The 22,445-nt window shown below is 55.0% G+C and carries 25 protein-coding genes, 1 tRNA gene and 2 pseudogenes; 24 read left to right on the top strand and 4 right to left on the bottom strand.

Annotation, left to right across the window (positions count from 1 at the left end):
- The first annotated feature begins 84 nt into the window (after positions 1-84).
- The 4 genes from LKE90_RS05840 (at position 85) to LKE90_RS05855 (ending at position 3,760) form a co-directional block, all read left to right on the top strand.
- Entirely contained in the window at positions 85-519 is a 435-nt protein-coding gene (locus LKE90_RS05840; protein ID WP_291493012.1) for a flagellar biosynthesis repressor FlbT, read from the top strand.
- A gap of 73 nt (positions 520-592) precedes the next feature.
- The gene (locus LKE90_RS05845) at positions 593-1,612 is read left to right on the top strand and encodes a flagellin (protein ID WP_291493014.1); all 1,020 of its coding nucleotides are present in this window, start codon (positions 593-595) and stop codon (positions 1,610-1,612) included.
- A gap of 49 nt (positions 1,613-1,661) precedes the next feature.
- Positions 1,662-3,353, top strand: coding sequence for a glycosyltransferase family 9 protein (locus tag LKE90_RS05850; protein ID WP_291493016.1), 1,692 nt, complete (start codon positions 1,662-1,664; stop codon positions 3,351-3,353).
- Between the two features lie 11 nt (positions 3,354-3,364).
- Positions 3,365-3,760 (top strand): flagellar biosynthesis regulator FlaF, encoded by a 396-nt coding sequence (locus LKE90_RS05855; protein WP_291493017.1) that lies wholly within the window; start codon positions 3,365-3,367, stop codon positions 3,758-3,760.
- A 193-nt stretch (positions 3,761-3,953) separates the two neighbouring features.
- Here the strand turns inward: LKE90_RS05855 and LKE90_RS05860 are convergent, their stop codons facing one another.
- Entirely contained in the window at positions 3,954-4,478 is a 525-nt protein-coding gene (locus LKE90_RS05860) for a hypothetical protein (RefSeq protein WP_291493018.1), read from the bottom strand.
- A gap of 26 nt (positions 4,479-4,504) precedes the next feature.
- On the bottom strand, positions 4,505-4,798 hold the full coding sequence (locus tag LKE90_RS05865; protein WP_291493019.1) for a phage baseplate plug family protein: 294 nt from the start codon (positions 4,796-4,798) through the stop codon (positions 4,505-4,507).
- Between the two features lie 190 nt (positions 4,799-4,988).
- Between LKE90_RS05865 and LKE90_RS05870 the strand changes: the two are divergent.
- The 12 genes and pseudogenes from LKE90_RS05870 (at position 4,989) to LKE90_RS05920 (ending at position 11,468) form a co-directional block, all read left to right on the top strand.
- Positions 4,989-5,636 (top strand): annotated as a pseudogene (locus LKE90_RS05870) (DNA/RNA non-specific endonuclease).
- Between the two features lie 52 nt (positions 5,637-5,688).
- Entirely contained in the window at positions 5,689-5,970 is a 282-nt protein-coding gene (locus tag LKE90_RS05875; RefSeq protein ID WP_291501394.1) for a hypothetical protein, read from the top strand.
- A 112-nt stretch (positions 5,971-6,082) separates the two neighbouring features.
- On the top strand, positions 6,083-7,162 hold the full coding sequence (locus LKE90_RS05880; RefSeq protein WP_011252003.1) for an IS5 family transposase: 1,080 nt from the start codon (positions 6,083-6,085) through the stop codon (positions 7,160-7,162).
- A gap of 653 nt (positions 7,163-7,815) precedes the next feature.
- Positions 7,816-8,196 (top strand): hypothetical protein, encoded by a 381-nt coding sequence (locus LKE90_RS05885; protein WP_291492398.1) that lies wholly within the window; start codon positions 7,816-7,818, stop codon positions 8,194-8,196.
- 84 nt (positions 8,197-8,280) lie between these two features.
- Positions 8,281-8,574, top strand: coding sequence for a type II toxin-antitoxin system HigB family toxin (locus LKE90_RS05890; protein ID WP_291501013.1), 294 nt, complete (start codon positions 8,281-8,283; stop codon positions 8,572-8,574).
- A complete protein-coding gene (locus LKE90_RS05895) occupies positions 8,574-8,951 on the top strand; it encodes a helix-turn-helix domain-containing protein (RefSeq protein ID WP_291492402.1) in 378 nt (125 codons plus the stop codon). The genes LKE90_RS05890 and LKE90_RS05895 overlap by 1 nt, the downstream gene beginning before the upstream one ends.
- 88 nt (positions 8,952-9,039) lie before the next feature.
- Positions 9,040-9,453 carry a hypothetical protein gene (locus tag LKE90_RS05900; protein ID WP_291492404.1) on the top strand — a complete coding sequence of 138 codons (414 nt, stop codon included), beginning with the start codon at positions 9,040-9,042 and terminating at the stop codon, positions 9,451-9,453.
- A pseudogene (locus LKE90_RS05905) lies at positions 9,413-9,985 on the top strand (IS5-like element ISGdi2 family transposase); the annotation flags it as partial. The gene LKE90_RS05900 and the pseudogene LKE90_RS05905, both read left to right, overlap by 41 nt.
- Complete coding sequence (locus tag LKE90_RS16455; protein ID WP_366509553.1) at positions 9,986-10,165, top strand: Arc family DNA-binding protein; 180 nt, start codon at positions 9,986-9,988, stop codon at positions 10,163-10,165.
- A gap of 13 nt (positions 10,166-10,178) precedes the next feature.
- Complete coding sequence (locus LKE90_RS05910) at positions 10,179-10,328, top strand: hypothetical protein (protein ID WP_291492406.1); 150 nt, start codon at positions 10,179-10,181, stop codon at positions 10,326-10,328.
- Positions 10,328-10,747 (top strand): Rha family transcriptional regulator, encoded by a 420-nt coding sequence (locus tag LKE90_RS05915; protein WP_291492408.1) that lies wholly within the window; start codon positions 10,328-10,330, stop codon positions 10,745-10,747. The genes LKE90_RS05910 and LKE90_RS05915 overlap by 1 nt, the downstream gene beginning before the upstream one ends.
- Before the next feature lie 130 nt (positions 10,748-10,877).
- Entirely contained in the window at positions 10,878-11,468 is a 591-nt protein-coding gene (locus LKE90_RS05920; RefSeq protein ID WP_291492409.1) for a tyrosine-type recombinase/integrase, read from the top strand.
- Between the two features lie 72 nt (positions 11,469-11,540).
- On the opposite strand, the gene LKE90_RS05925 is transcribed toward LKE90_RS05920, so the two are convergent.
- Positions 11,541-11,617: transfer RNA gene (locus LKE90_RS05925), tRNA-Arg, on the bottom strand.
- 72 nt (positions 11,618-11,689) lie between these two features.
- Positions 11,690-12,733 (bottom strand): alpha/beta fold hydrolase, encoded by a 1,044-nt coding sequence (locus tag LKE90_RS05930; protein WP_291492411.1) that lies wholly within the window; start codon positions 12,731-12,733, stop codon positions 11,690-11,692.
- 155 nt (positions 12,734-12,888) lie between these two features.
- Between LKE90_RS05930 and LKE90_RS05935 the strand changes: the two genes are divergently transcribed.
- From LKE90_RS05935 to LKE90_RS05970, 8 genes are all read left to right on the top strand, one after another.
- On the top strand, positions 12,889-13,104 hold the full coding sequence (locus LKE90_RS05935; protein WP_291492412.1) for a zinc-finger domain-containing protein: 216 nt from the start codon (positions 12,889-12,891) through the stop codon (positions 13,102-13,104).
- Between the two features lie 13 nt (positions 13,105-13,117).
- Positions 13,118-15,910, top strand: a complete 2,793-nt coding sequence (gene polA / locus LKE90_RS05940) for a DNA polymerase I (RefSeq protein WP_291492414.1) — start codon at positions 13,118-13,120, stop codon at positions 15,908-15,910.
- On the top strand, positions 15,910-16,542 hold the full coding sequence (locus LKE90_RS05945) for an SCO family protein (RefSeq protein ID WP_291492416.1): 633 nt from the start codon (positions 15,910-15,912) through the stop codon (positions 16,540-16,542). The genes polA and LKE90_RS05945 overlap by 1 nt, the downstream gene beginning before the upstream one ends.
- A gap of 132 nt (positions 16,543-16,674) precedes the next feature.
- A complete protein-coding gene (locus LKE90_RS05950; protein WP_291492418.1) occupies positions 16,675-18,357 on the top strand; it encodes an ABC transporter substrate-binding protein in 1,683 nt (560 codons plus the stop codon).
- Positions 18,354-19,361 (top strand): ABC transporter permease, encoded by a 1,008-nt coding sequence (locus LKE90_RS05955; protein ID WP_291492420.1) that lies wholly within the window; start codon positions 18,354-18,356, stop codon positions 19,359-19,361. The genes LKE90_RS05950 and LKE90_RS05955 overlap by 4 nt, the downstream gene beginning before the upstream one ends.
- Positions 19,361-20,335, top strand: coding sequence for an ABC transporter permease (locus tag LKE90_RS05960; protein ID WP_291492422.1), 975 nt, complete (start codon positions 19,361-19,363; stop codon positions 20,333-20,335). The genes LKE90_RS05955 and LKE90_RS05960 overlap by 1 nt, the downstream gene beginning before the upstream one ends.
- Positions 20,325-21,338: an ABC transporter ATP-binding protein gene (locus LKE90_RS05965; protein WP_291492424.1), complete on the top strand. Its 1,014-nt coding sequence runs from the start codon at positions 20,325-20,327 to the stop codon at positions 21,336-21,338. The genes LKE90_RS05960 and LKE90_RS05965 overlap by 11 nt, the downstream gene beginning before the upstream one ends.
- Positions 21,335-22,336 carry an ABC transporter ATP-binding protein gene (locus tag LKE90_RS05970; protein WP_291492426.1) on the top strand — a complete coding sequence of 334 codons (1,002 nt, stop codon included), beginning with the start codon at positions 21,335-21,337 and terminating at the stop codon, positions 22,334-22,336. The genes LKE90_RS05965 and LKE90_RS05970 overlap by 4 nt, the downstream gene beginning before the upstream one ends.
- Positions 22,337-22,445 lie beyond the last annotated feature (109 nt).

Consider the following 22,445-nt stretch of genomic DNA (forward strand, 5'->3'; position numbering starts at 1 on the left):
ACCCCCAAGCCACAGATAACTATTTATACATATTTTGATGTCAGCCTCCCCTCATCGCGAAACACGCAATGAGAAGGGCTTAAAATGGCAGGGTTAGGCATCAGGCTTGAAGCCGGCGACCGGATGATCCTCAACGGAGCAGGCATCCACTTCCTCACCGCCGCACAGATCAGACTGACAAACCGGGCCAATTTTCTCTTCGGACGGCAGCTCATGCCTCCGGAGGAAGCCACCAGCCCGGCGCGCCTCATCTATTATGCGCTGCAAACCGCTTATGTCGGCACCCCTGAAGAAAAAATGGCGGCCCTTGCCGAGGCAACCTACCACATCACCACCTTCATGCAGGAAACGACGTCTGTATCGGCCCGACTGATTCTCAGTGAAGCCATGAAAGCCGCATCTGAAGGTAATTTTTATCAGGCCTTGAAAATTGCCCGCAGAATCATCCGGCATGAAGACGCCGTGATCGGTCAGGCAAGCGTCTCACCGGGCACTTCCACCGAATCAGAAATCGATTAACTCAAAATTAGGATTTTTATCATTTTATAGGTTCACTGCAAAAAATGCAGTAAACCAATCGGAGAAACTCCAAATGTCACTTTCGATCAACACCAATAACGCTGCAATGGTTGCTCTTGAGAGCCTCAATGCAACGACGACATCTCTGAACAACACAGAGAACACCGTTTCGACGGGTCAGAAAATTTCCAGCGCCAAAGATGGTCCGGCTTCTTACGCTATTGCTCAGCAGATGAACGGAAACATTTCCGGTCTCTCCGCTGTCAACGATGGTCTGTCCTTCGCAGCCAGCACCCTGAGCACCACGTCTACGGCCGTCGGCAACATCATCAGCACCCTGCACCTTCTGCAGAATGCCGTAACCAGCCTGGGTGACATTCAGGGTAGCCCGACAGCTCTCGCCCAGACATCGGACGAAATCAACGGTTATCTGGACCAGATCAACACGTTCGCACGAAACGCCACGGTTAACGGCGTCAATCTGCTGACTTCGAAGAACGATTCCAACGTTGCCAACGGCGTTGCCTCCGGTTCCGCAGGGCCTGTCACGGCTGACAACCTGATCTACGTCACCAGCCTTCAGGGCTCGACCAACCAGATCACAAACGTCACCACCGGCACGGCTGGTATGGGCAAAGTCATCGCCGCAACCGTTGGAACGGCTGCTCAGGTCGACACCAATACGCTGACTGACGTTCTTGGCCTTTCAAGCAAGATGGCTGCTGGTGACAAATTTGTTGGTGGCAGCGGTTCGGGCATCAACGCCTTTGTGACAGCAGGAACGGGCACGACACTGACCTCTCTGACGGGCACAAGCCTGCCAGCGCTGATCACTCTGGTTCAGAACGCTATCACAGCCATGACAGACGCGGCTTCAACGCTGGCAACAAATGCCAAGGTTGTTGACGGTATGGCGTCTTACTCTTCCAACCTTTCCGACTCCCTGACCTCGGGTGTCGGCGCACTGACCGATGCCGACATGGCAGCGGAAAGCGCGAAGCTGACGTCTCTGCAGACAAAGCAGCAGTTGGCAATTTCTTCTCTGAGCGTTGCGAAATCTTCGTCTCAGAACATTCTTAGCCTCTTCCGCTAAGATCGGGAATGGGGGGCTTTGCCCCCCATTTTTATTTTGGATACATATTATGACAAATACATTCACCAGCAACGAAATTAAAAAAATCAGCGACAGTCTAAAAAAATCCGCAAAAAAAAACGATTACACAAAAACAATCGAAGAAATAAAGAATATCCTTCGTGCAAAATCAAAGTGGGCTGACGGTTATGCATTGCTTGGTGATATCTACCGAAGCATCACTGATTACGAAGAAAGCTACTTAGCATACTCGCAGGCAGTTTCATTAAATCCAAAAAATATAGAATGGAAAATATATCAACTCTTCTGCAAGCTTGAAATAGGAAGAGATATCGATTCTGCTCTGAATGAGTTACTCACACTCTTTATACATAATGCTGAAAATGAAGCTATCTGCGTAAAAATAGCGACCGTTATGGCCGCAGCCAAATCTCCAAAGATTCTTATTGCCGCCATTAAATGGCGCTCGCAAAACTATAAAAATGGCGACATTCTCTCGTCAATACTCGGCCAGCAATTACTTGAATCCGGCCTCATCTCAGAGGGATGCGAAGTTTATTTTCAGATCTTCAGATCTTCTCCTGAAGCAATCCTATACGCTCCCTCTCTTGCTCAGGCTTTAATTCGTATCGGCGCTTTTCAGGCTTGCGCAGATGTTATCGAATCAATTCAGGCTCATTCTCCAGATACCGCTTTATCCATGCTAAACGAGTATGGAATATCTCTTCTTGGCCTGAATCGGTCATCTGAAGCACAGACGGCGTTTCGGAAGTATCTGAGCTTGAGACCAGAAGTCAGGGCCGTGCAATATAATTTGAGCCATGCTCTTCTAAAAGACGGTCAATACGAAGAAGGCTGGAAGCTGGCTGAATTTGCACCACCTGAATTTAAACAAGAAGGCGCCAGAAATCCGTGGAAAGGCGATTTTTCTATAAATGGAAAAACGCTTCTACTTTACGGTGAGCAAGGTCTGGGCGATATGCTCCAGTTCATGCGATATATCCCCTACCTTAAGGATCAAGGCGCAGAAATTATTTTGTCCGTGCCTAAAAACCTCCAAAGGATTTCGCAATCGTCTTTTAATAACATTCATGTCATAGGGAATGATTTTTCCAATACAAATTATGATTTCAGCTGTTCTCTCCTGTCTCTTCCGCTCTATCTGGCTCCTCAGCTTGGCTATGAAATACCGTCTTCCGTTCCTTATCTTTATCCAGAGCAGGCTGACATCGACAAATTTGCAGCAATGCTTAAAGAGAAGACAAAGCTGCGCGTTGGCTTGGTCTGGTCGGGAGAAAACCGTCCTCGGCATGGTTTGAATTATCGGAATCGCTCATCCTCTTTGAATATGTTTTCAAAAATTATTAACATAGAAAACATAGATTTCATAAATCTTCAGTTAGGAAAACCTCAGGAAGAGTTAGCAGACTGGAGAGGAAAAGAAATATTTGACCCAATGGTCAATGTTTCAGATATGGAAGACACAGCAGCACTAATTTTTAATCTAGATTTAATCATTAGCGTCGACACTTCTGTTGCCCATTTAGCAGGCGCTCTCGGCAAACCTGTCTGGATGATCACAAGAAGTGATTGCTGCTGGCGGTGGTTAGAAAATCGGGAAGATAGCCCCTGGTATCCAACAATGAAAATCTTTCGGTCTCAGCCGGGCAGTCTTCATCATGCAATCGAACTCGTAGCAGCATCTCTTCATGACTACATGGCAACAGAACTCCTTACTTAAAGGTATGTCTCATGAGCTACGGCATTAAACGTTACAATCAGAATTCGGCATTACAAATGACTTCGCGGCAGATTGAAGTGATGGCTTTCGGACAAACCATTCTTCTTTTAAAAAACGTAAAAAATCAAAAAGAGCGTATCCATGCTCTCACCATGAATCAGAAATTGTGGTCTTCAATTCTCTTGGAAACGAGCATTGAAGACAACGGAATTTCTGATATATTGAGAAAAGACCTTCTCAATTTGGCGATTTGGTCAACACGATATAGCATTCGCGCGATGCTACATGATATCCCACTGAAACCTCTCATAGAGATCAATCAAGATATTCTTGATGGCTTGAAACCAAATACAAACCATCAAAATATGCCAATAGAATATGGTGAATTTAAACTTTCAGATGCCTAAGAATACAAAAAAAATCCATTCAATAATTAGTTTATAATTTTAAATTCAGCGTGATCATATAAATAATCAGACTATACCTTGATCACGCTACCTTCACGTCAACTCGCACAGCGCCGTCCCTATGAGTGTTATTCCGAACCGCAACATAGATGTGCGCCTGTAGTATTGTCTTCTCCACTACCGAGTTTGCGGGTCATCGCGCATCCTCCACCACGAACACGGGCGGATTGCGCTGCATCTCACGGATGCGCTTCTGGAGAGCGGACGCATATTCGCGCCACCAGTCCCGATCCCGTTTCAGGCGGCCAATCTCTGTTTCATCCTCACGGATTTCACGTTGGAACTTTTCGATGGCAACGGAATAGATCGAATCAGGGTCAGCAAAGCACGGCATCAGCAGGTCCACGGATAACAGGAGAAAACAAGCGCCACGCAGACCCCGCCAGCCCAGAAGCCGACGAGGAATGCGAGGATGGTGAAAATCACAGACCAGCGGCGATGATGGTCTGCGTGAGCCTGCGTGAGCGTGGCAGTCACGCGTGATATAGAAACAGCGCCGATCAGCGCCTCCAACGTGGGTAGCAGCTGACAAAATACGCGGCGTCTCTGTCGTTCCGTGCGTGATATTGAAGGTGACGCGGAGAGTTGCGAGGTCGAGTCCGGAACCCGAAGCGTCCCCAACCACCAGCGAAAAGGCACGGATGAATTGCTGGGTCACGAAATGATTACCGCGTAGAGATAGGATCAAACACCAAGATTATCGTATGTCGGGACAGCGTCAGCGTTACCACTCGTCGTCACCACCAAGCTAAAGCCAAGACCAAGATATCCAAACTGGCCGAGGAGGTTAGCCCCGGTAACGAGCGGGATACCGGTCAGAATGTTTGACCCTGATGAATCACTGATATCTATCAGCCAACCCGCGCTGTCGGACGCATCGCAGTAGGTCTGGCGGATGGAGTATTGGACGCCGGAAATACTGACGGAGAACGACTGAGGCGCAGCCGAAACAGGCACCTCGTAGAACGTCGTTGTCATCTGTTTTCCGGGGATTTTTAAGGAAGACCAACACTGAGAATGGCCTCGCAACGCAACTCTGGTGAAGTTAAACGAATATGCCAGTTTTTGTGACACAGCGCAAGAGGTTTGCAGTGTTGAGAAAGACCATCCTGAAGGATGGCCTGTTGCAGTATTGAGCCTAGGAGCATTTCCCGGCACACACGTTCCAATGAAACTCGTTTGTTTGCTCGCCACCTTGCTCGCGCTGCCAACGGCGGCGCAGGCTGAGTGCGTTGATCTTTTTGCCAACGGCGCAGCGCCAACTACTCCCCACCCCACCTCCCTGCTCTGCTCTGCTCGGCTCTGCTCGGCCGCATTCGCCATCGGCTATTCCGGGCAAATGAAAGAATCACTCTGGAGCGCAGAGCATCTGACGGAAGAGGCCGTGGAGCAGGCCCGTACGCTGCAAGGAAGGTCGGGTTTTTACGAGGACACACGCATACCAGTGTCTGACCGAGCGGAGCTTTACGACTACAAGCGTTCAGGCTGGTCGCGCGGTCATCTGTCACCGTCTGGTGACACCCCTACGCGAGAAACGCGAGCCGAGACGTTTGCCCTGTCCAACATCGTTCCACAGGCTGCAAGCCTGAACTCAGGCGCTTGAAACAGGATCGAGGGCAATCTGCGCGCTCTGGCCGAGCGTGAGGGTGAAATCTACATCGTCACCGGCCCGGCGTTCGTGGACGATCTGGGGACGATAGGACCGGATCAGGTCGCTGTGCCGTCGGCGCTATGGAAGGCGGTCTATGTGCCGACTCTGCACGCCGTCGCGGTTGTCATGTGTGAGAACGAGGCGCCGTATCATTGTGGGTCGTAGCTTCGGTCGTTACTCACTTCGCAGCTAGATCCACTTTATGGAGGCTGGAAGAATGAGCCTTTTAACCGTAGCAAATATAATTGCGCCAGTTTTGGTCATAGTCGCGTCCGTGTCGTGGATAATTTACAATTATCGAATAGCTTCTTCCAATACCCTTCTAGGTACTTCTCCTGAGAAAAATCCAGAAGTTTCAGCAGAAAACAAATCGCCAAACGATCCTTCTCCAAATGATAATTTCAGTCGGGATTACTCTGCTGATTTGCGAAGTGACATGGAAATAGTCTCTCAGAAGTTCCAAGGGAGAAATATTCAATATATTTTGAAAAACATTTAGCATCTATTATAGAATCTTCCTTAGCTAAGAATTGGAGGGTTCTAAAAACCTCTTGGTATTGAGGCCTACGCTGTGATTCCATTTTTCTGGTTCTGGTTGGAGGAATGGCGCTATGAAACAGGCGGGATTTTTTGACGTTGAAGAGCGGCTTGCTCGGTTAAGCGGTCTTGGCGACCAGCTTGAAGCGTTTTCCCGGACTGTGGATTTTGAGGTGTTCCGCCCGGAACTGGACAAGGCACTGGCCTATTCAGACGGGAGCAAAGGCGGGCGTCCACCGTTTGATCCGGTGCTGATGTTCAAGATCCTGGTGATCCAGACACTCAACAATCTGTCCGATGAACGGACGGAATACCTGATCAACGACCGTCTCTCCTTCATGCGCTTTTTAGGTCTGGGGCTGTCGGACCGTGTACCTGATGCCAGAACGGTATGGCTGTTTCGAGAGCGTCTGACCCAGGCTGGTGCGATTGGTGGTCTGTTCAATCGCTTTGACGCAACCCTGCGTAACGCTGGTTATCTGCCGATGTCAGGCCAGATCCTGGATGCCACGCTGGTAGCGGCTCCGAAGCAGCGCAATACCAATGCGGAGAAGGCGGATCTGCGTGAAGGACGGATCCCTCAGGACTGGCAGGACAAGCCGTCAAAGCTGTCCCACAAGGACAGGCATGCGCGCTGGACCCTGAAGTTCACGAAAGCGAAGCGACAGGAGGACGGGAGTATCCCTGCAACAGATCTGGCCATCCCGTTCTTTGGCTATAAATCGCACATCTCCATCGACCGGAAATTTCGGCTGATCCGCAAATGGAAGACGACAGATGCCGCCGCCAGTGATGGCGCGCGATTGAGGGAGGGCCTGCTTGATAAAAGCAATACAGCTTCAACGGTCTGGGCAGACACAGCCTACCGCTCAAAAGCCAATGAGGACTTCATGGAAAAGCAGGGCTTTGTCTCGAAGGTTCACAGGAAAAAGCCGCATCTCAAGCCTATGCCACGCCATATCCAGAGATCCAACGCAGGAAAGTCCGTTATCCGGTCGCGTGTCGAGCATGTCTTTGCCGATCAGAAATCACAGACGGGGCTGTTCGTCCGAACCGTAGGCATAACGCGGGCCACCATGAGGGTCGGGCTGGCCAATATCGTCTATAATATGCGCCGCTTTCTCCTCTTGGAGCGGATTAACGCCGCCGCGTAGCAATCCAGAGCAGGAAACCATCGCTCTGCTCAAAACCCAGAGTAAAAGTTAGACCAGGGAAGCAGCAGTCAACACGCTAAAAACCTGAAATCAGGCACAAGAGAAGTCAATCAAAGGTTTTTCGAACCCTCCAATTACAACATGGAGCACGCTGCGGGTTATACTATGGGTATCGATTTGCGCAACATGAATGAGAATTCAAAAGATGCTCTATTTAAATATAGTATTATACCTACACCAACCCTGATCAATTCTGCAATAATATTACCGAATATACAGAAGATGGATACACTCAAAACTATTTCAATTATTAATTCTATCCACAAAGTTTCTGATAACCCTAAAAATACACACCCAGCAGAAAGTTAATTAATCCATATCACAAATAATGCATAATTAGACTATCAACATGAGATAGTTCTCAAAAAATGTCATATCCTTTCATTTTTTGAATTTTTTAATAAATTCCTGCATTAATAATAAATTAATACTAATCAAGCATCATATCTACTTAACATTCCAGCAAAAGAGAATGAAGGGTGGCCACTACGACCGCCCCATAACCTCACACCCCCGCCAGCGCCTTCCTCTTCACATTGGGCACAGCTTTCGCTGATGTACTTTATCCCACAACGCATAGTGGGGGTGGAGGAATGAACATAATCGCCACAGATGGTGGCACAAACAATGTCACAATAAATTTCGGACCTCATGAAGCACGAGAAGCTCGGTCTAGCGCGTTAAATTGGGCTGGACTACAGCGCCTTCCCGCTACATTCACACGACAAGGTGTTGTTTTCCGCTGGTTTCAGGCTCGAGAAGAGTCAGGCCGACGGGGCGGCGATAAAGGCATCATTGAAAGTATTTCTGACAAGCCAGTTAATATCGGCTTCTCAAATGATGCCGTCAAAGAAGATATGCTGGGAGGAGCCCTATTCAAGATGATCTACGTTGTTGATGTTCACGGCCAATCCATTGAGGGTGCACCAGTATATTACCGTATTACAAGGGTAGAGGATAAATTCCCAATATAGCCCCTTTAATACCTACCCCCCCCACACACATAGATACCCCTCAATAAGCTTCCCAATTTGGTAAGTTTAGGTTATACGATGCCTATGCAGATCGTCGCCAAGAAAACCCTCACTGCCTTCTGGACCGTTCACCCACGCGCGCAATCTTCGCTGGAAACGTGGCACGTCACTGTGAAGAAGGCTGTTTGGGCTGGCCCTGCCGATGTTCGCGCTACCTACAATTCTGCGGATTTCGTTGGTGACAATCGTGTGATCTTCAACATTGGCGGCAACAACTATCGTCTGGTTGCTCACATCAACTACCAGTTCAAGGTAGTGCTGATTAAATTCGTTGGAACACACAAGGAATACGACAAGATCAACCCGGAGACAGTGTGATGGATATCAAACCTATCAGAAATGATGACGATCTCGATGCTGCCATCGCCGAGATTGGTCGTCTAATGGAACTCAACCCCAAGCACGGCAGCCAAGACGGCGACCGGCTGGAAATCATGACGGACCTTGTGTCGGCCTATGAGGACCGACGCTACCCTGTCGGCCTACCTGACCCTATCGACGCCATTCTCTGCCGCCTTGAGGACAAGGGCATGTCACGCCGCCAGCTTTGCGCAGAAGCCGGTGTTGCCGAAAGCAGGCTGAGCGATGCGCTTAACCGCAAGCGTGGCTTGAGCATGGGTATGGTGAGGGCCTTTTCTCGCATTCTGGGGCTACCTGCGGATTTATTGGTGCAGGAATATCCTGTCGCGGCTTGAGGTCTCACGGCAGGCCGAGTGAACTGGCGGCTTCCCATCCCCATTACCACGCATTAACCTTTCGCTACATTCGATGGCAGAGGTTGTGATGCGGAAGATTGTTGTCGTGCTTGGGTTGGTTGTGGGGGTTTCTGCTCAGGCACAGACATATAAGCCTGATTTTGACTGCTCAAAGGTCAATCAAGACGACAGTATTGCGGTCATGCTCTGCCAGAATAGCGACGCTGCGAAGGCTGAGCTTATTATGGATCAAGCTTACTATGCTTTGCGCCAAAAAGTGGGCCGATCTGGATGGAAGCAGCTTAAAGCTGAAATAAATGCTGATATGGATTTTCAGCATTGCCTGCGGCCAGATATCCCAGTCGGCGATCACTCAATCCCTTCAGCCGACCCGGAATGCTACATCTCGGACATTGATAAAATCACAGAGAAATACAGAAGGCGACTCTCCGGAGATGCTCAGGGAATTGGCCCGGCGGTTCCTGTTCCAGACCATTCATGATGTGGAACTGATGCTTGACCGGGAGCGATCGGGTCGTGAAGCCAGCCCTTCGGCCGGAGTGATCGACAGCCAGAGCATCAAGGCGCCGCACGCGAAAACAAGAGGTTACGACGCTGGAAAGAAGATTGTCGGGCGCAAGCGGCATATCGCCGTGGATACGGACGGACGCCTGCTGATGGTTAACCTGACGCCGGCAGACATCTCCGACAGCGCCGGAGCGCAGATGATCCTGGACGCGATCCGCAAGCGCTGGCCGTGGGTCAAGCATCTATTCGCGGACGGTGCCTATGACCGGCTTCAGTTGATGGACAAGGCTGCCTACCTGGACTTCGTCGTCGAGGTGATTCGTCGCAGGGACGGAGCGAAAGGCTTTGAGGTCCTCCCCCGGCGCTGGGTCGTGGAGCGAACCTTCGGATGGATGACCCGATGGCGACGCCTCGTGCGCGACTACGAGCGCCGCATCGATGTCTCACAGGCCATGATCTTCGTCGCCATGGGCGCCAATCTCACCCGACGAAACGCTCATCCATGAATTTCCAAACAGGCTCTAAGACTCAGGCTATCAAAGCATCTTAAGGAATGGGTGCAAAAATCAGCAGAGCAAAACAAAAGAAGTCAAAACGCAGAAGTTTTGTTTTGGCTGGAAAAAGCAAGCAATCGAGACGCAGGGGCGGTCGCCAAACTCATCCCCAGCGTCTCTCACAGTGAATAAGGAAAACACTGTTATGCCGAAATTTAGCATAAAAGCGAACATAGGTGCTACCTCTTTTGATGAAGCATCCATCCGCGCCATACTCAAGCCGAAAGCGCCAACCCACAACAAGGACATGAAGCCGGTCGTTCAGGATCGCGTCCGTGAGTTGGAGGCTGCGTGATGAACACTCTCACCACACCCATCGCCACCATGTCCTCCCGCGAGATTGCGGAACTGACGGGAAAGAGGCACGACCACGTTATCCGTGATATCGAAAAGATGCTGGATGATGTGAAAATCGACCACCCCAAATTTGGGGGCGTCTATGTTGACGTGAAGGGGGAGGAGCGGAAATGCTACAATCTCCCCAAGAACCTGACCCTCAACCTCATCGCAGGCTACCGGGCCGACGTTCGTCTGAAGATCATCGACCGCTGGATGGAACTCGAAGCAGCGCCAGCGATGCCCGCCATTGCCGTGAGCATCCTGCGCCTGAATACCGAGACGCGAAAGGAAAGACGCGCCCCCGGAGATGACCGCAGGAAATTCCCCATATTCTGGAGAGATTGCGCCGCTGACTGCGCATTGCCGCCCATTTGAGAAACGGCATACGCAAAGCCCTGCATGCCGGAGACAGACGATTGATCGTCTCGTAAAGTCTTCAAGAAGGGTGGATGCTAAAGGCGCTACCGTTGGCCCTCACTGGATTGAGTTTGGGCTTTCAATAAGCATGGCCATCTCTGTTCTCAAAGGAGACCCAACCGCTGGCGTAAAGCCGCCGCGACGAGAGAAGACAGAGGGAATACACTCATGGACCGATGGAGAGATTGAGCAATATGAGAATCGTTGGCCATCAGGAACCTATCAGCGATTAGCATTCACTCTCCTGCTCTACACCGGCCAGCGCCGATCAGACGTGGTCCGGATGGGGCCTGCTGACGTTCGTAATGGCAATCTGCACATCAAACAGAAGAAGACGAAGGCGGAACTGATCATCCCCATTCATCCAGCCCTTCAGAGAGAAATAGACCTGTGGCGCGGTGAGGCACAGGTCTATCTTCTTGGTACGCGTGGCAGACCACTGTCAGAGAACGGCTTCTACAACGTCTTCAAGGACTGGTGCCGTGAGGCGGGTTTACCGGAACGCTGCTCACCTCACGGGCTTCGAAAAGCGGTTGCTCGGAGACTGGCTGAAGCAGGGTGCTCGACACACGAGATCGCGGCCATCACAGGGCACAAAACACTCGCCGAAGTGGGACGATACACTCGCGCTGCATCACAACCGACAATGGCAAAATCTGGCGTCGATAAATTGCGCTGATTGTCTAAGGGTGTTTTTTGATTGTCTAAGTCTAGCGGAAATCGGCTGATTTATGCGGATTTTGTAGACCCTTGGCGGACCCGAAAGGATTCGAACCTTCGACCTTTGCCTTCGGAGGGCAACGCTCTATCCAGCTGAGCTACGGGTCCACTGCGCGTCTTACTACAGCAGACAGGCTGTGTTTGCCAAGAGGATAAACGCCTACGCAAAAACCACCTTCATCATGGGAGAGAAAGTCTGTCCGTCCGAGAAGGCAGCAACCCGAAAGGCGTCTCCTCATCTTGTCCGCCTTGCTGTTCAGCAGCCCATATTCCAGCGGAAATATCACCTCCAGAAGGCAACAAAACATCAGGCTGACTGAGCCAGGAGAGGACATCCACCAAAACACGCCTCCCTGCCTTTTCCCGCAACAGCAGATGATGCCCTCCAGGAATCAGGTCTCGCCTTACTGAAGAAGGAAAGCGCTCCCACGCCTCTGCCATAGCCTGAGCAGGAACAAGTTGATCGCGGTTTCCATACACAACCAGTGTGGGAAGCGTCTGCCATTTGGCGGCGTGAGCCGCCTGTGTCATCAGGTCGACAAGACCACTCAGTGCCGCAAGTTTCGTAACGTGCAGCGTCAGAGGATCAAAATAGAGTCGCCGTAATGCCTCGATGTTGTCACTCGCCACCACATGAACCGGCAACTCCCGCCCAGAAACGCCTCCATTGGGCGCAATAGCAGCCAGAAGATGGGCAGAAGTTCTGCCGACTAGTCCAGTATCCCAGACCGCAGGAGCCAGAAGAACCACACCGGAAAGAGAAAGACCGCTCGGGTGACTGGCCACAACCATCGCAATGGCGCCGCCCATACTCTCGCCCATCAGCCATAAGGGCTTCCCCGGATGCTCGGCGGCAAGTTGCTTCAGTTCCTCCCGCGCATCCTCGGCAAGACGACCAGAACCAACCCAGCCGCCACGGGCAGGCGCCGCTCCGAACCCTCGCAGGTCCGGAGCCCAGACGCTGAACCCCGCCTGCGCGAACAGAGGTGCTGATGTCTCCCAGGCGTCGCGACTGTCGTTGAAACCATGCAACGCCAGAATCACGCCTTTTTCAGCGCCTTGTGCTGGCCAGATACGGAGAGGAATACGGGCGCGGTCAGACAGCGTCAGCATACGATCGGGTGGCACAAGCCGGGCATATGTCGCGTAACGGAGAGGCACCCTGAGAACCGGTTCACGGGCACAGCCTGTCAGCGTCAGTGCAGTCAGGGTTAAAGCGGCCAATCGCCCGGAAAATCGCATGATATGATGAAAGCCAGACAAAAGAGCGTGCAGGTGGTTTGAACTCACGGCGTTCATGCGTATCATCGCGCACCCGACAGGCCAACCGGTGTGTCTCCCTGAAGCCGGTCGCAGGACCATCTCACAGGATCATGTTCATGCTTATTCAGCCTACCAACCCGACCCCACGGCCCCGGCTCGGCCATGTCGAGACAGTGATCGTGCAGAACCGCAAGATTTCCTGCGATGGTGGCCTCGGAGCGCTCGGACACCCCAAGGTCTGGCTGAAAATTGGCGGTGATCAGACAGTCTGCCCCTACTGCTCCCGCCTTTTCGTGCTGGACCCGAACGCCACACCGGATAGCGCGCACTGAGGTTTCTCACTCCATGACCCAAACGGGGAACAACGCTGGCATGCCTCACCTGATTCTGGTGGATGGCAGTGGTTTCATCTTCCGGGCTTTTCATGCCCTCCCTCCCATGAGCAATCCGGAAGGCGTACCGGTCAACGCCGTTTATGGCTTCTGCAATATGCTGACGCGCCTGATGCGGGAGCATGTCGGCACGCATCTAGCGGTCATTTTCGATGCCGGACGGGTCACATTCCGCAACGAGATCTATCCGCAGTACAAAGCTCACCGTCCGGACCTACCGGAGGATCTGATTCCGCAGTTCGGGCTGATCCGCGAAGCGACCGCAGCCTTCGGTATGCCCGGAATTGAACTCGAAGGTTTCGAAGCCGACGACCTAATCGCCAGCTACGCCCGCTTCATCGAACAGACCGGCGGCCACTGCACCATTGTCTCTTCCGACAAGGATTTGATGCAGCTTATCGGCCCTCAGGTCGAGATGATGGACCCGATCAAACAGAAACCGATCAGGGCCGAGGAAGTCGAAGCCAAGTTCGGCGTCGGGCCGGATAGGGTCATCGACGTGCAGGCTCTGATGGGCGACCCGACCGACAACGTGCCGGGCATCCCCGGGATCGGCCCGAAAACAGCCTCCGCACTGGTCAGCGAGTTTGGCGATCTGGAGGCCGTTCTGGCCGCCGCGCCGGACATGAAAAAATCCAAACGTCGCGATTCGTTGATTGAGCACGCAGAAGCAGCCCGCATTTCACTCAAGCTGGTCACGCTGAAAAACGATATCCCCCTGCCCGTCCCCGTGACTGACATGGCCGTGCAGGAGCCGAATGAAGAAGCGCTGGGTGACTGGCTCGACCGGATGGGTTTCCGTTCGATCCGTCATCGGTTCGGTCTCGGAGACGGCAAGCCTCTGGCGCAGGCCGCGTCCGCAGCGGCGATGCGCTTCGCCAACGGCGGCACCACACCGGTCGCAACGCCTTCTCCCGAACAGGCTCCCTATAACGGTTATGAAACCGTCACGGATCTTGTCACGCTTGAAAAATGGGTAGCAGAGGCCCGCGCCGCCGGTGTCTGCGCCGTGGACACGGAAACGGACGGCCTCGATCCGCTGAAGGCCCGCATGGTCGGTCTCTCGCTGGCGACTGCTCCGGGCCGAGCCTGTTATGTGCCGCTGCTGCATGAAGGCACGCTGGAAGCCCCTGTCGGGCACCAGATTTCCGTGGCGGAGGCGGTGACTGCGCTTGAGCCGCTGTTTACGGACTCATCCGTGCTCAAGGTTTTTCAGAACGCCAAGTTCGACATACTGGTCTTCCGTGGTGCGGGCGCGGCTCCCATCGTGCCGGTCGACGACACGATGCTGATCTCCTACGCCCAGTCGGCCGGTCTGCATGGTCAGGGCATGGACGAACTCTCGAAGCTGCATCTTGGCCATGTGCCGATCACTTATGATCAGGTCACGGGAACGGGCCGCAACCGTATCCTTTTCCAGCAGGTGCCACTGGACAAGGCGACAGCCTACGCCGCCGAAGATGCCGATGTGACATTGCGTTTATGGCTGAAGCTGCGTCCCCAGTTGCGCACCAGCAAGGCGCTGGCTCTGTATGAAGGGTATGAGCGTCCGCTGATCACTGTGCTCAGTGACATGGAGCAGACCGGCATCAAGGTCGATGCCCATGAACTGCGCCGCCTTTCGGAGAATTTCGAAGGTCGCATGGGCGTCATCGAGAAAGAGATTCACACGGTTGCCGGACGCATCTTCAATGTCGGCTCGCCCAAGCAGCTTGGTGAAATCCTGTTTGATGAAATGGGACTGCCCGGCGGCAAGCGTGGCAAGACCGGCGCGTGGAGCACGGATTCCTCTGTGCTGCAGGAACTGGCGGATCAGGGACAGGAGCTTCCCGAAAAAATCCTTGCGTGGCGTCAGCTTTCCAAACTGAAGAGCACCTACACGGACGCACTGCTCAAGCAGATGGACCCAGCCACAAACCGGGTTCACACCACATTTCAGATGGCCATCACCACAACAGGCCGCCTGTCCTCCAACGACCCGAACCTCCAGAACATTCCTGTCCGCACGGAGGAAGGCGCGCAGATCCGCAAGAGCTTTATCGCCCCTGAAGGCAAGGTTCTGCTGTCCGCCGACTATTCCCAGATCGAACTCCGTCTGCTGGCCAGCGTCGCGGATGTGCCGACATTGCGGGAAGCATTCGCTCTGGGGCAGGACATTCACGCCCGCACCGCCTCCGAAGTGTTCGGTGTACCGCTTGAAGGCATGGACCCGCTGACCCGCCGACGCGCCAAGGCCATCAATTTCGGCATCATTTACGGCATTTCGGCCTTTGGACTGAGCAAGCAACTCGGTATTTCCATGGGTGAGGCTCGCGCCTATATCGACGCCTATTTCGCCCGCTATCCCGGCATCCGGGATTACATGGACGAACGCAAGATCGAAGCGAAGGCACATGGCTATGTCGTAACGCCGCTCGGACGCCGCTGTTATGTTCCCGGCATTACGGCGAAAAACGGCGCACAACGCTCCTATGCCGAGCGTCAGGCGATCAACGCGCCATTGCAGGGAGGGGCTGCGGACATCATCAAGCGGGCCATGGTACGGCTGCCGCATGCTCTGGCGGAAGCCGGTCTGCCTGCCACGATGCTGTTACAGGTGCATGACGAACTTCTGTTTGAAGTCGAAAAACGCGCAGCGGAGACAACTGCCGCGCTGGTGAAGAAAATCATGGAAGGCGCGGCAGACCTGCCCGTGCCGCTGGTTGTCGAGACCGGCATTGGGGCCAACTGGGCCGAGGCGCACTGATGAACACTTTCCCTCCTCCGTCCGGTCTGAAGAAAAGAACAGGGCTGCTTCTCACACTGGCGATCGCGGCAGTCGCCTGTATTGCCGGGTATGGCGCCTACAGGGCTTCGGACGCCATGGGGCCGGTTGCCTCGTCAAATGGCAATGAAGTTGGCGGCAGCTTCCGTCTGATGGATTCATCGGACGGCACCATGACCGACACACATTTCCGCGGGCGATGGATGCTTGTCATGTTCGGGGCGATCCACTGCACGAACGACGCCTGCACACCCGCCCTGACCCGCCTGAGCACAGCTCTTCAGGCCGTCGATCCGGCGCGGAAGAAATTCGCACCGCTCTTCATCAGCCTCGATCCAAACCGTGATCTTGCAATGAATCTTCGGCAGTATGCCCTGAAGTTCAACGCCAAGATCATCACCGGCACGGCTGCGCCGGCCACTCTTGAAGCGGTCGCCAGAGAATATCAGGCTCCAATCGTGAGACATCCTGATCCGGAATGGGAATATACATACGAAATCTCTCCGCGCATCGTGATCATGAACCCCGAGGGACGCTACACGGGAACGATCGAAACTGCGGCCAGCGCCGAAGACATGGAAAAACGTCTCCGTACTCTTCTGGAGCAGCACTGACGGATGCATCGTGGTTTCCGATCTTCTTTTCCAGCGGCTCTCAACTCTGTTGATGACGGTTCTGCGCCGTTATTTCCCGCATTCCTGTATAAAATCAGAAAAAAGAAGATTGTTTCATCTCTTTTCCTGAACATGGCCTTACTCCCGGCGACTCTGCATGCGGCAACCGTCACGCCCGGCGCGCCGGACAGCGCCGAGGCTGGCGGTATCCTCCGCATAACCGCCGAGAACTCGGGCGGAACGCTCGATCCGCAGATCAGCTACGTTCACATCACCTATCAGATGGAAGCCATCGTCTATGACGGGCTGACCACCTTCGCCAAGACGCCAAGCCAGCTCGGCAGTCACGCCGTCCCTGACCTCGCGGAAGCTCTGCCGGAACCGCAGGACGATGGCAGAACCTATGTATTTCATCTGCGGCACGGCATTCGTTTTTCAAGCGGCAAGGAAGTGACACCGGATGACGTGGTCGCTTCCATGCAGCGGATTTTCAAGGTGAACAGCCCGACCGCAGGCCCGTATTACAGTCATATCGTCGGCGGTGATGCCTGCCTGAAAGATTCCGGTCACTGCACGCTTGCCGGAGGCGTGAGCGCTGATGACAAGGCATGGACCGTCACCTTTCATCTGACACATCCGGACGCCGAATTTTTTGACCGGCTGGCGTTTCAGCACGCCTCCATCATGCCTGCCGACACTCCGGCGCATGATACCGGCAATGACGCCCCCCTCGGGACCGGCCCCTACAGGATTGTCTCCTATGAGCCCAATTCCGGCCTGAAAATGGAGCGCAACCCCTACTTCAGACAGTGGGATGTTGTGGCGCAGCCGGCAGGCTATCCCGACGAAATCCGCTACTCCTTCGGGCTGGACCCGGAAGCCGCCGTCACAGCCATCGAGAACAACCAGTATGACTGGATGCTAGAAAGCGTGCCGCTGGACCGGCAGGCGGAAGTCGGAGCCCGCTTTTCAGACCGCGTGAAACTGATAGATCAGCTCGCCATCTATTACGCCGCGCTGAACGTGAACCTGCCGCCTTTCAACGATCTTCGCGTCCGGCAGGCACTGAACTACGCACTGAACCGCAAAGCGGTGGTGATCTATAATGGCGGTCCGGCAGTCTCCACCGCAGCCTGCCAGATGCTGCCTACGGGCGCTCCTGGATATGAGCCGGGCTGCGCCTACACAAAGGGCGCATCCCCGGATCATCCCGCTCCGGACTGGAAAGAACCCGATCTCGAAAAAGCCCGTAAACTGGTTGAAGAAAGCGGCACCAAAGGCCAGAAAGTGGTTATTGTCACGCCGGGTTCGGGTGGCTCGGGCGCCATCGCCAACGAGATTCGCTCCACGTTGGTCGATCTGGGCTATGTCGCCTCCGTGCGTCCCATTACGCCGGTGATCGAGTTCAGTTATATCCAGAACAGCGATAATAAAGTTCAGATCGGGCTGACGGGCTGGAGCGCGGATTACCCTTCCGCATCCTCCTTTCTGCGCACACTGTTTTCCTGCGAGACGTTCGTTCCGCATTCGAGCAATTCCATCAATGCCTCCCAGTTCTGCGACCCGAAACTGGACGCGCTGATGGACAGGGCCGAGGAAGTTTCTCTGACGGATCAGAAAGCGGGCGATGCGTTGTGGGCCGAAGCGTCTCGCGCCCTGATGGCGCAGGCCCCTGCCCTGCCGCTCGATCAGACCCGCCGCGTGGCGCTGATGTCCACCCGCGTCCATGGCGCGTTCGACACTCCGATTTATGAGGCCATTTTTTCGCAGATGAAGCTGCGCCGGGCGGGAGATGCCCAAGGAGAAGCGCGGTGAGCGGTGTGCAGGACGCAACGCCTCCGGGACCATGGCGGAGCGCGTTCCGGGCGCTGGCGCGTAATCGTGCGGCAATGACGGCGCTGGGCGTGCTGGGTCTTATGGTGCTGCTGTGTCTACTCGCACCGTTTTACGCGCATGATATCGCCCATACCAATCCCTTCCGCGCCAATGTCGCCGGGTCGTTCACGCTGGACGGCAAAACCATCGACATCATGCAACCGAATGACAATCCGCTGCATCTGGGGCTGACGCCCGCGGGTCCGACATGGAACCCGTCCGCCTACATGCTCGGCTCGGACAGTCAGGGTCGGGATGTGGCGGCTCGGCTGCTGTATGGCGGACGGATTTCCCTGCTGATTTCCTTCGCGGCGGCGGCGCTGTGTATCCTCATTGCCAGCGTGGTCGGCATTCTTGCGGGATTCTTCAGCGGCATCGTGGATATGGTGCTGTCACGCATCATGGACATCATGTGGGCCGTGCCGGTCTATCTGTTCGCCATCTCGCTCTCGATCGTGACCATCAGTGACGGGCTGCATATCGGTCCGATCAGACTGGAAGCGGATAACCTGATCATCCCCATCGCCATTATCGCGCTGGTGTATATGCCTTACGCCGCACGCCCGATCCGGGGACGGGTCATGGCGTTGCGAAATGCCGATTTCGTCATGGCGGCGCGCAGCCTCGGCGTGCCACGTTGGCGTATCCTGTTGGTGGACATCCTGCCGAACGTCGCCAGTTCCATCGTCGTGCTGGCTCCCTTGCTGGCCGCCTTTGCGCTGCTGACTGAGTCCGCGCTGTCCTTCCTCTCCATCGGTGTGCAGGCTCCGACTGCCTCGTGGGGGACGATCATTCAGGACGGCGAAGGGCTGATCTACTCCCGCCCGATGGTCGCCATCGCGCCGGGTCTGGCCATCGTCATTGTCGTGGTGGCGCTGAACGTGCTGGGCGATGGATTGCGGGATGCGCTGGACGAGCGCGAGACCAGCAAGAGGGGCGCGTAATGCTGAAAGCCCTACTCCAGAGGTTCGGTCAGACTGTCTTCGTGCTGTTCGGGATTTCCGTTCTGGTGTTTCTGGTGTTCTTCGCAACACCCGGAGCGGACCCGACCTCACGCATCGCCGGCAAGAACGCTTCGCCCGAAACCATCGCCAAGGTGCGGCAGGAATACGGGTTCGACCGTCCTCTGCCTGTCCAGTATGCGACCATGATGAAGAAGCTCTTCATCACGCAGGATCTGACCTCCTACGCCAATCGTGGCGAGAAGGTCGTGCCTGAACTGATCAAGGCCGCGCCCGTCACCTTGTCGCTGGCGACCGGTGGCGCTGTGATCTGGGTGGTGGCGTCCATCCTCATGGGCACGGTCGCGGCGGCGTTTCGCGGCACATGGATCGACCGGACACTGATGGCCATCGGGCTGGTCGGCATCTCCATTCCGGTGTTCTGGCTCGGTCAGGTCGGCAACCTCATCACGCAGGCGCGCTATCACGACACATGGCTGTTCTCCTGGGTGCCTGCGCTTGGCTATGTGCCATTCGCGGAAAGCCCGGTCGGCTGGTTCAAGGCGCTGATCATTCCGTGGTGCACGCTCGCGGTGCTTTTCATCGGCGTCTATGCCCGCGTGCTGCGCTCTGATCTTGTGACCGTGTCCGGCGAGGATTTCATGCGAACGGCCCGCGCCAAAGGGCTGTCCCCGAGCCGCGTGCTGCTGGTGCATGGTCTGCGGACCTCCATGATCACCTTCGTCTCCCTGTTCGGTATGGATTTCGCGCAGTTGATCGGCGGCGGCGCACTGCTGACGGAAGTGGTGTTCGGTCTTCAGGGTGTCGGGCGGCTGACCTATCAGGCGCTCTCTGCGCTCGATCTGCCGCTCATCATGGCCAGCGTGATGTATTCCGCCGTGTTCGTCGTGCTGGCGAACGCGCTGGTCGATGTGATCTACATCTTTCTCGACCCGAGAGTCCGTGATGGCCGGTGATGCTCCCCTTCTCGACGTGCGCGACCTCTGCGTGAGCTTCCGTTCGGGCGGACGGGATGTGCCGATCATCGAAAACGTCTCGTTTACCGTGAGTGAGCAGGAAATCCTTGGCATCGTTGGGGAATCAGGCTCAGGCAAGAGCGTGACGGCTATGACCATCATGCGTCTGATCGACGATCCGGGCGTCAGTCTGCGTGGTTCAGTCCGGTTCCGTGGGCAGGAGTTGACCACTCTGCCGCAGAAAGCGTTCCGGCCCATACGTGGCCGCGAAATCGCGATGATTTTTCAGGACCCTATGACGGCCTTCACGCCGGTTTACACGATCGGCTGGCAGATCGACGAGGCGATCCGCGTTCATGAGCGCGTCTCGAAGTCCGAGGCCCGCACACGCACGGTGCGGCTACTTGGCGACATGGGCGTGCCGGACCCGGAGCGCACCGCCAACCGCTATCCGCACCAGTTGTCCGGCGGCCTGCGCCAGCGTGCGATGATCGCCATGGCGCTGTCCTGCAATCCGGCCCTGCTGATCGCCGATGAACCGACCACGGCGCTGGACGTGACGGTACAGGCGCAGATTCTCGATCTTCTCCGCAATCTCCGCACGGATTACGGTTCAGCCGTCATGCTGATCACACATGATATGGGTGTTGTGGCCGAGACCTGTGACCATGTGATGGTGCTGTATTCCGGACGTGTAGCCGAGCGTGGACCTGCGTCGGCGATCTTTGCCCAGCCCGCTCATCCCTATACGGCGGCGCTGCTGGACTCGATTCCGCCACTGACCGGACCACGGCCAGTTCGCCTGCCGTCCATCGCAGGCGCTACCCCTGCTCCGCTGGAACGCCCCCCCGGCTGTGCCTTTGCGCCACGTTGCCATTATGTGCATGATGCCTGCGAGGTTCTGCCGTCGCTTGTGCAATGGGCCGAACAGGATGTCGCCTGTGTTCTCCCGACGGAAGACCGCCCGCTTGCACCGCGTCTGACTGCAGGAACCGTTCAATGAGCGAGATTCTGAAAGCCATCGACCTTTGCAAGGAATATCGTCTTCCTCATGGAAAGACACTGCGGGCTCTCGACACTGTTTCCCTGACGGTTCGTTCTGGAGAAGTGCTCGGCCTTGTCGGGGAATCCGGCTGCGGCAAATCCACGCTGGGGCGTTGCCTGCTGCGCCTGACCGATTTGACATCCGGCACGATCCTGTTCGAAGAGCAGGATATTTCGCGCGTGAATGATCGTGCGCTCCGACCTGTCCGCCGTCAGATGCAGATGGTTTTTCAGGATTCCTACGCTGCACTCAACCCGAAGCGACGGATCGGTGATCTTCTGGCCGAACCGTTGCGCGTCCACCCTGATGAGAACGGTCAGAGACGCAATCGTCACACGATCGAGGCGCGGCTTGATGAACTGATGGACCTCGTGAGCCTGCCTCGCTCCGCTCTGGCCCGTTATCCGCATGAATTTTCCGGGGGGCAGCGCCAGCGGATCAACATCGCCCGTGCGTTGGCGCTCTCGCCACGACTGATCATCGCGGATGAACCAGTTTCCGCGCTGGATGTGTCGGTGCAGGCCCAGATCGTCAATCTCTTTACCGATCTCAAGGAAGAGCTTGGTCTGACCTATATCTTTATCGCGCATGACCTCGCCGTGGTCAGACAGATCTCGACGCGTGTGGCGGTGATGTATCTCGGCGCGATCGTGGAACTCGGCGATACCGACACAGTCATGCAGTATCCTGCGCATCCCTATACGGCGGCCCTGATTTCCGCTGTCCCGGAGCCGATCATCGGAGCCGAAGACAGACGCATCCTGCTGCATGGCGATGTACCGTCGCCGATCTCGCCCCCTTCCGGCTGCCGCTTTCATACCCGCTGCCCGAAAGCGGAAAACCGCTGTTCACAGGAAGCGCCTGCGCTCCAGCCGGTAGGCGACAAACGGGAAGTCGCCTGTCATTTCCCTGATATAAGGGAGGCAGGCAATAGCTGGTCTGGAGTGGATATGTGACTGGAAACAGAACCAGTTTTCTCTGGTATCCGGTGTGAATGGCAAAGGCCACCACCGGCTTCGCTAGACTACCCAACACTCCTGCTTTGAAGGCAATTCTGCATAAACA

Source organism: Acetobacter sp., assembly GCF_022483985.1.
Lineage (GTDB): Bacteria > Pseudomonadota > Alphaproteobacteria > Acetobacterales > Acetobacteraceae > Acetobacter.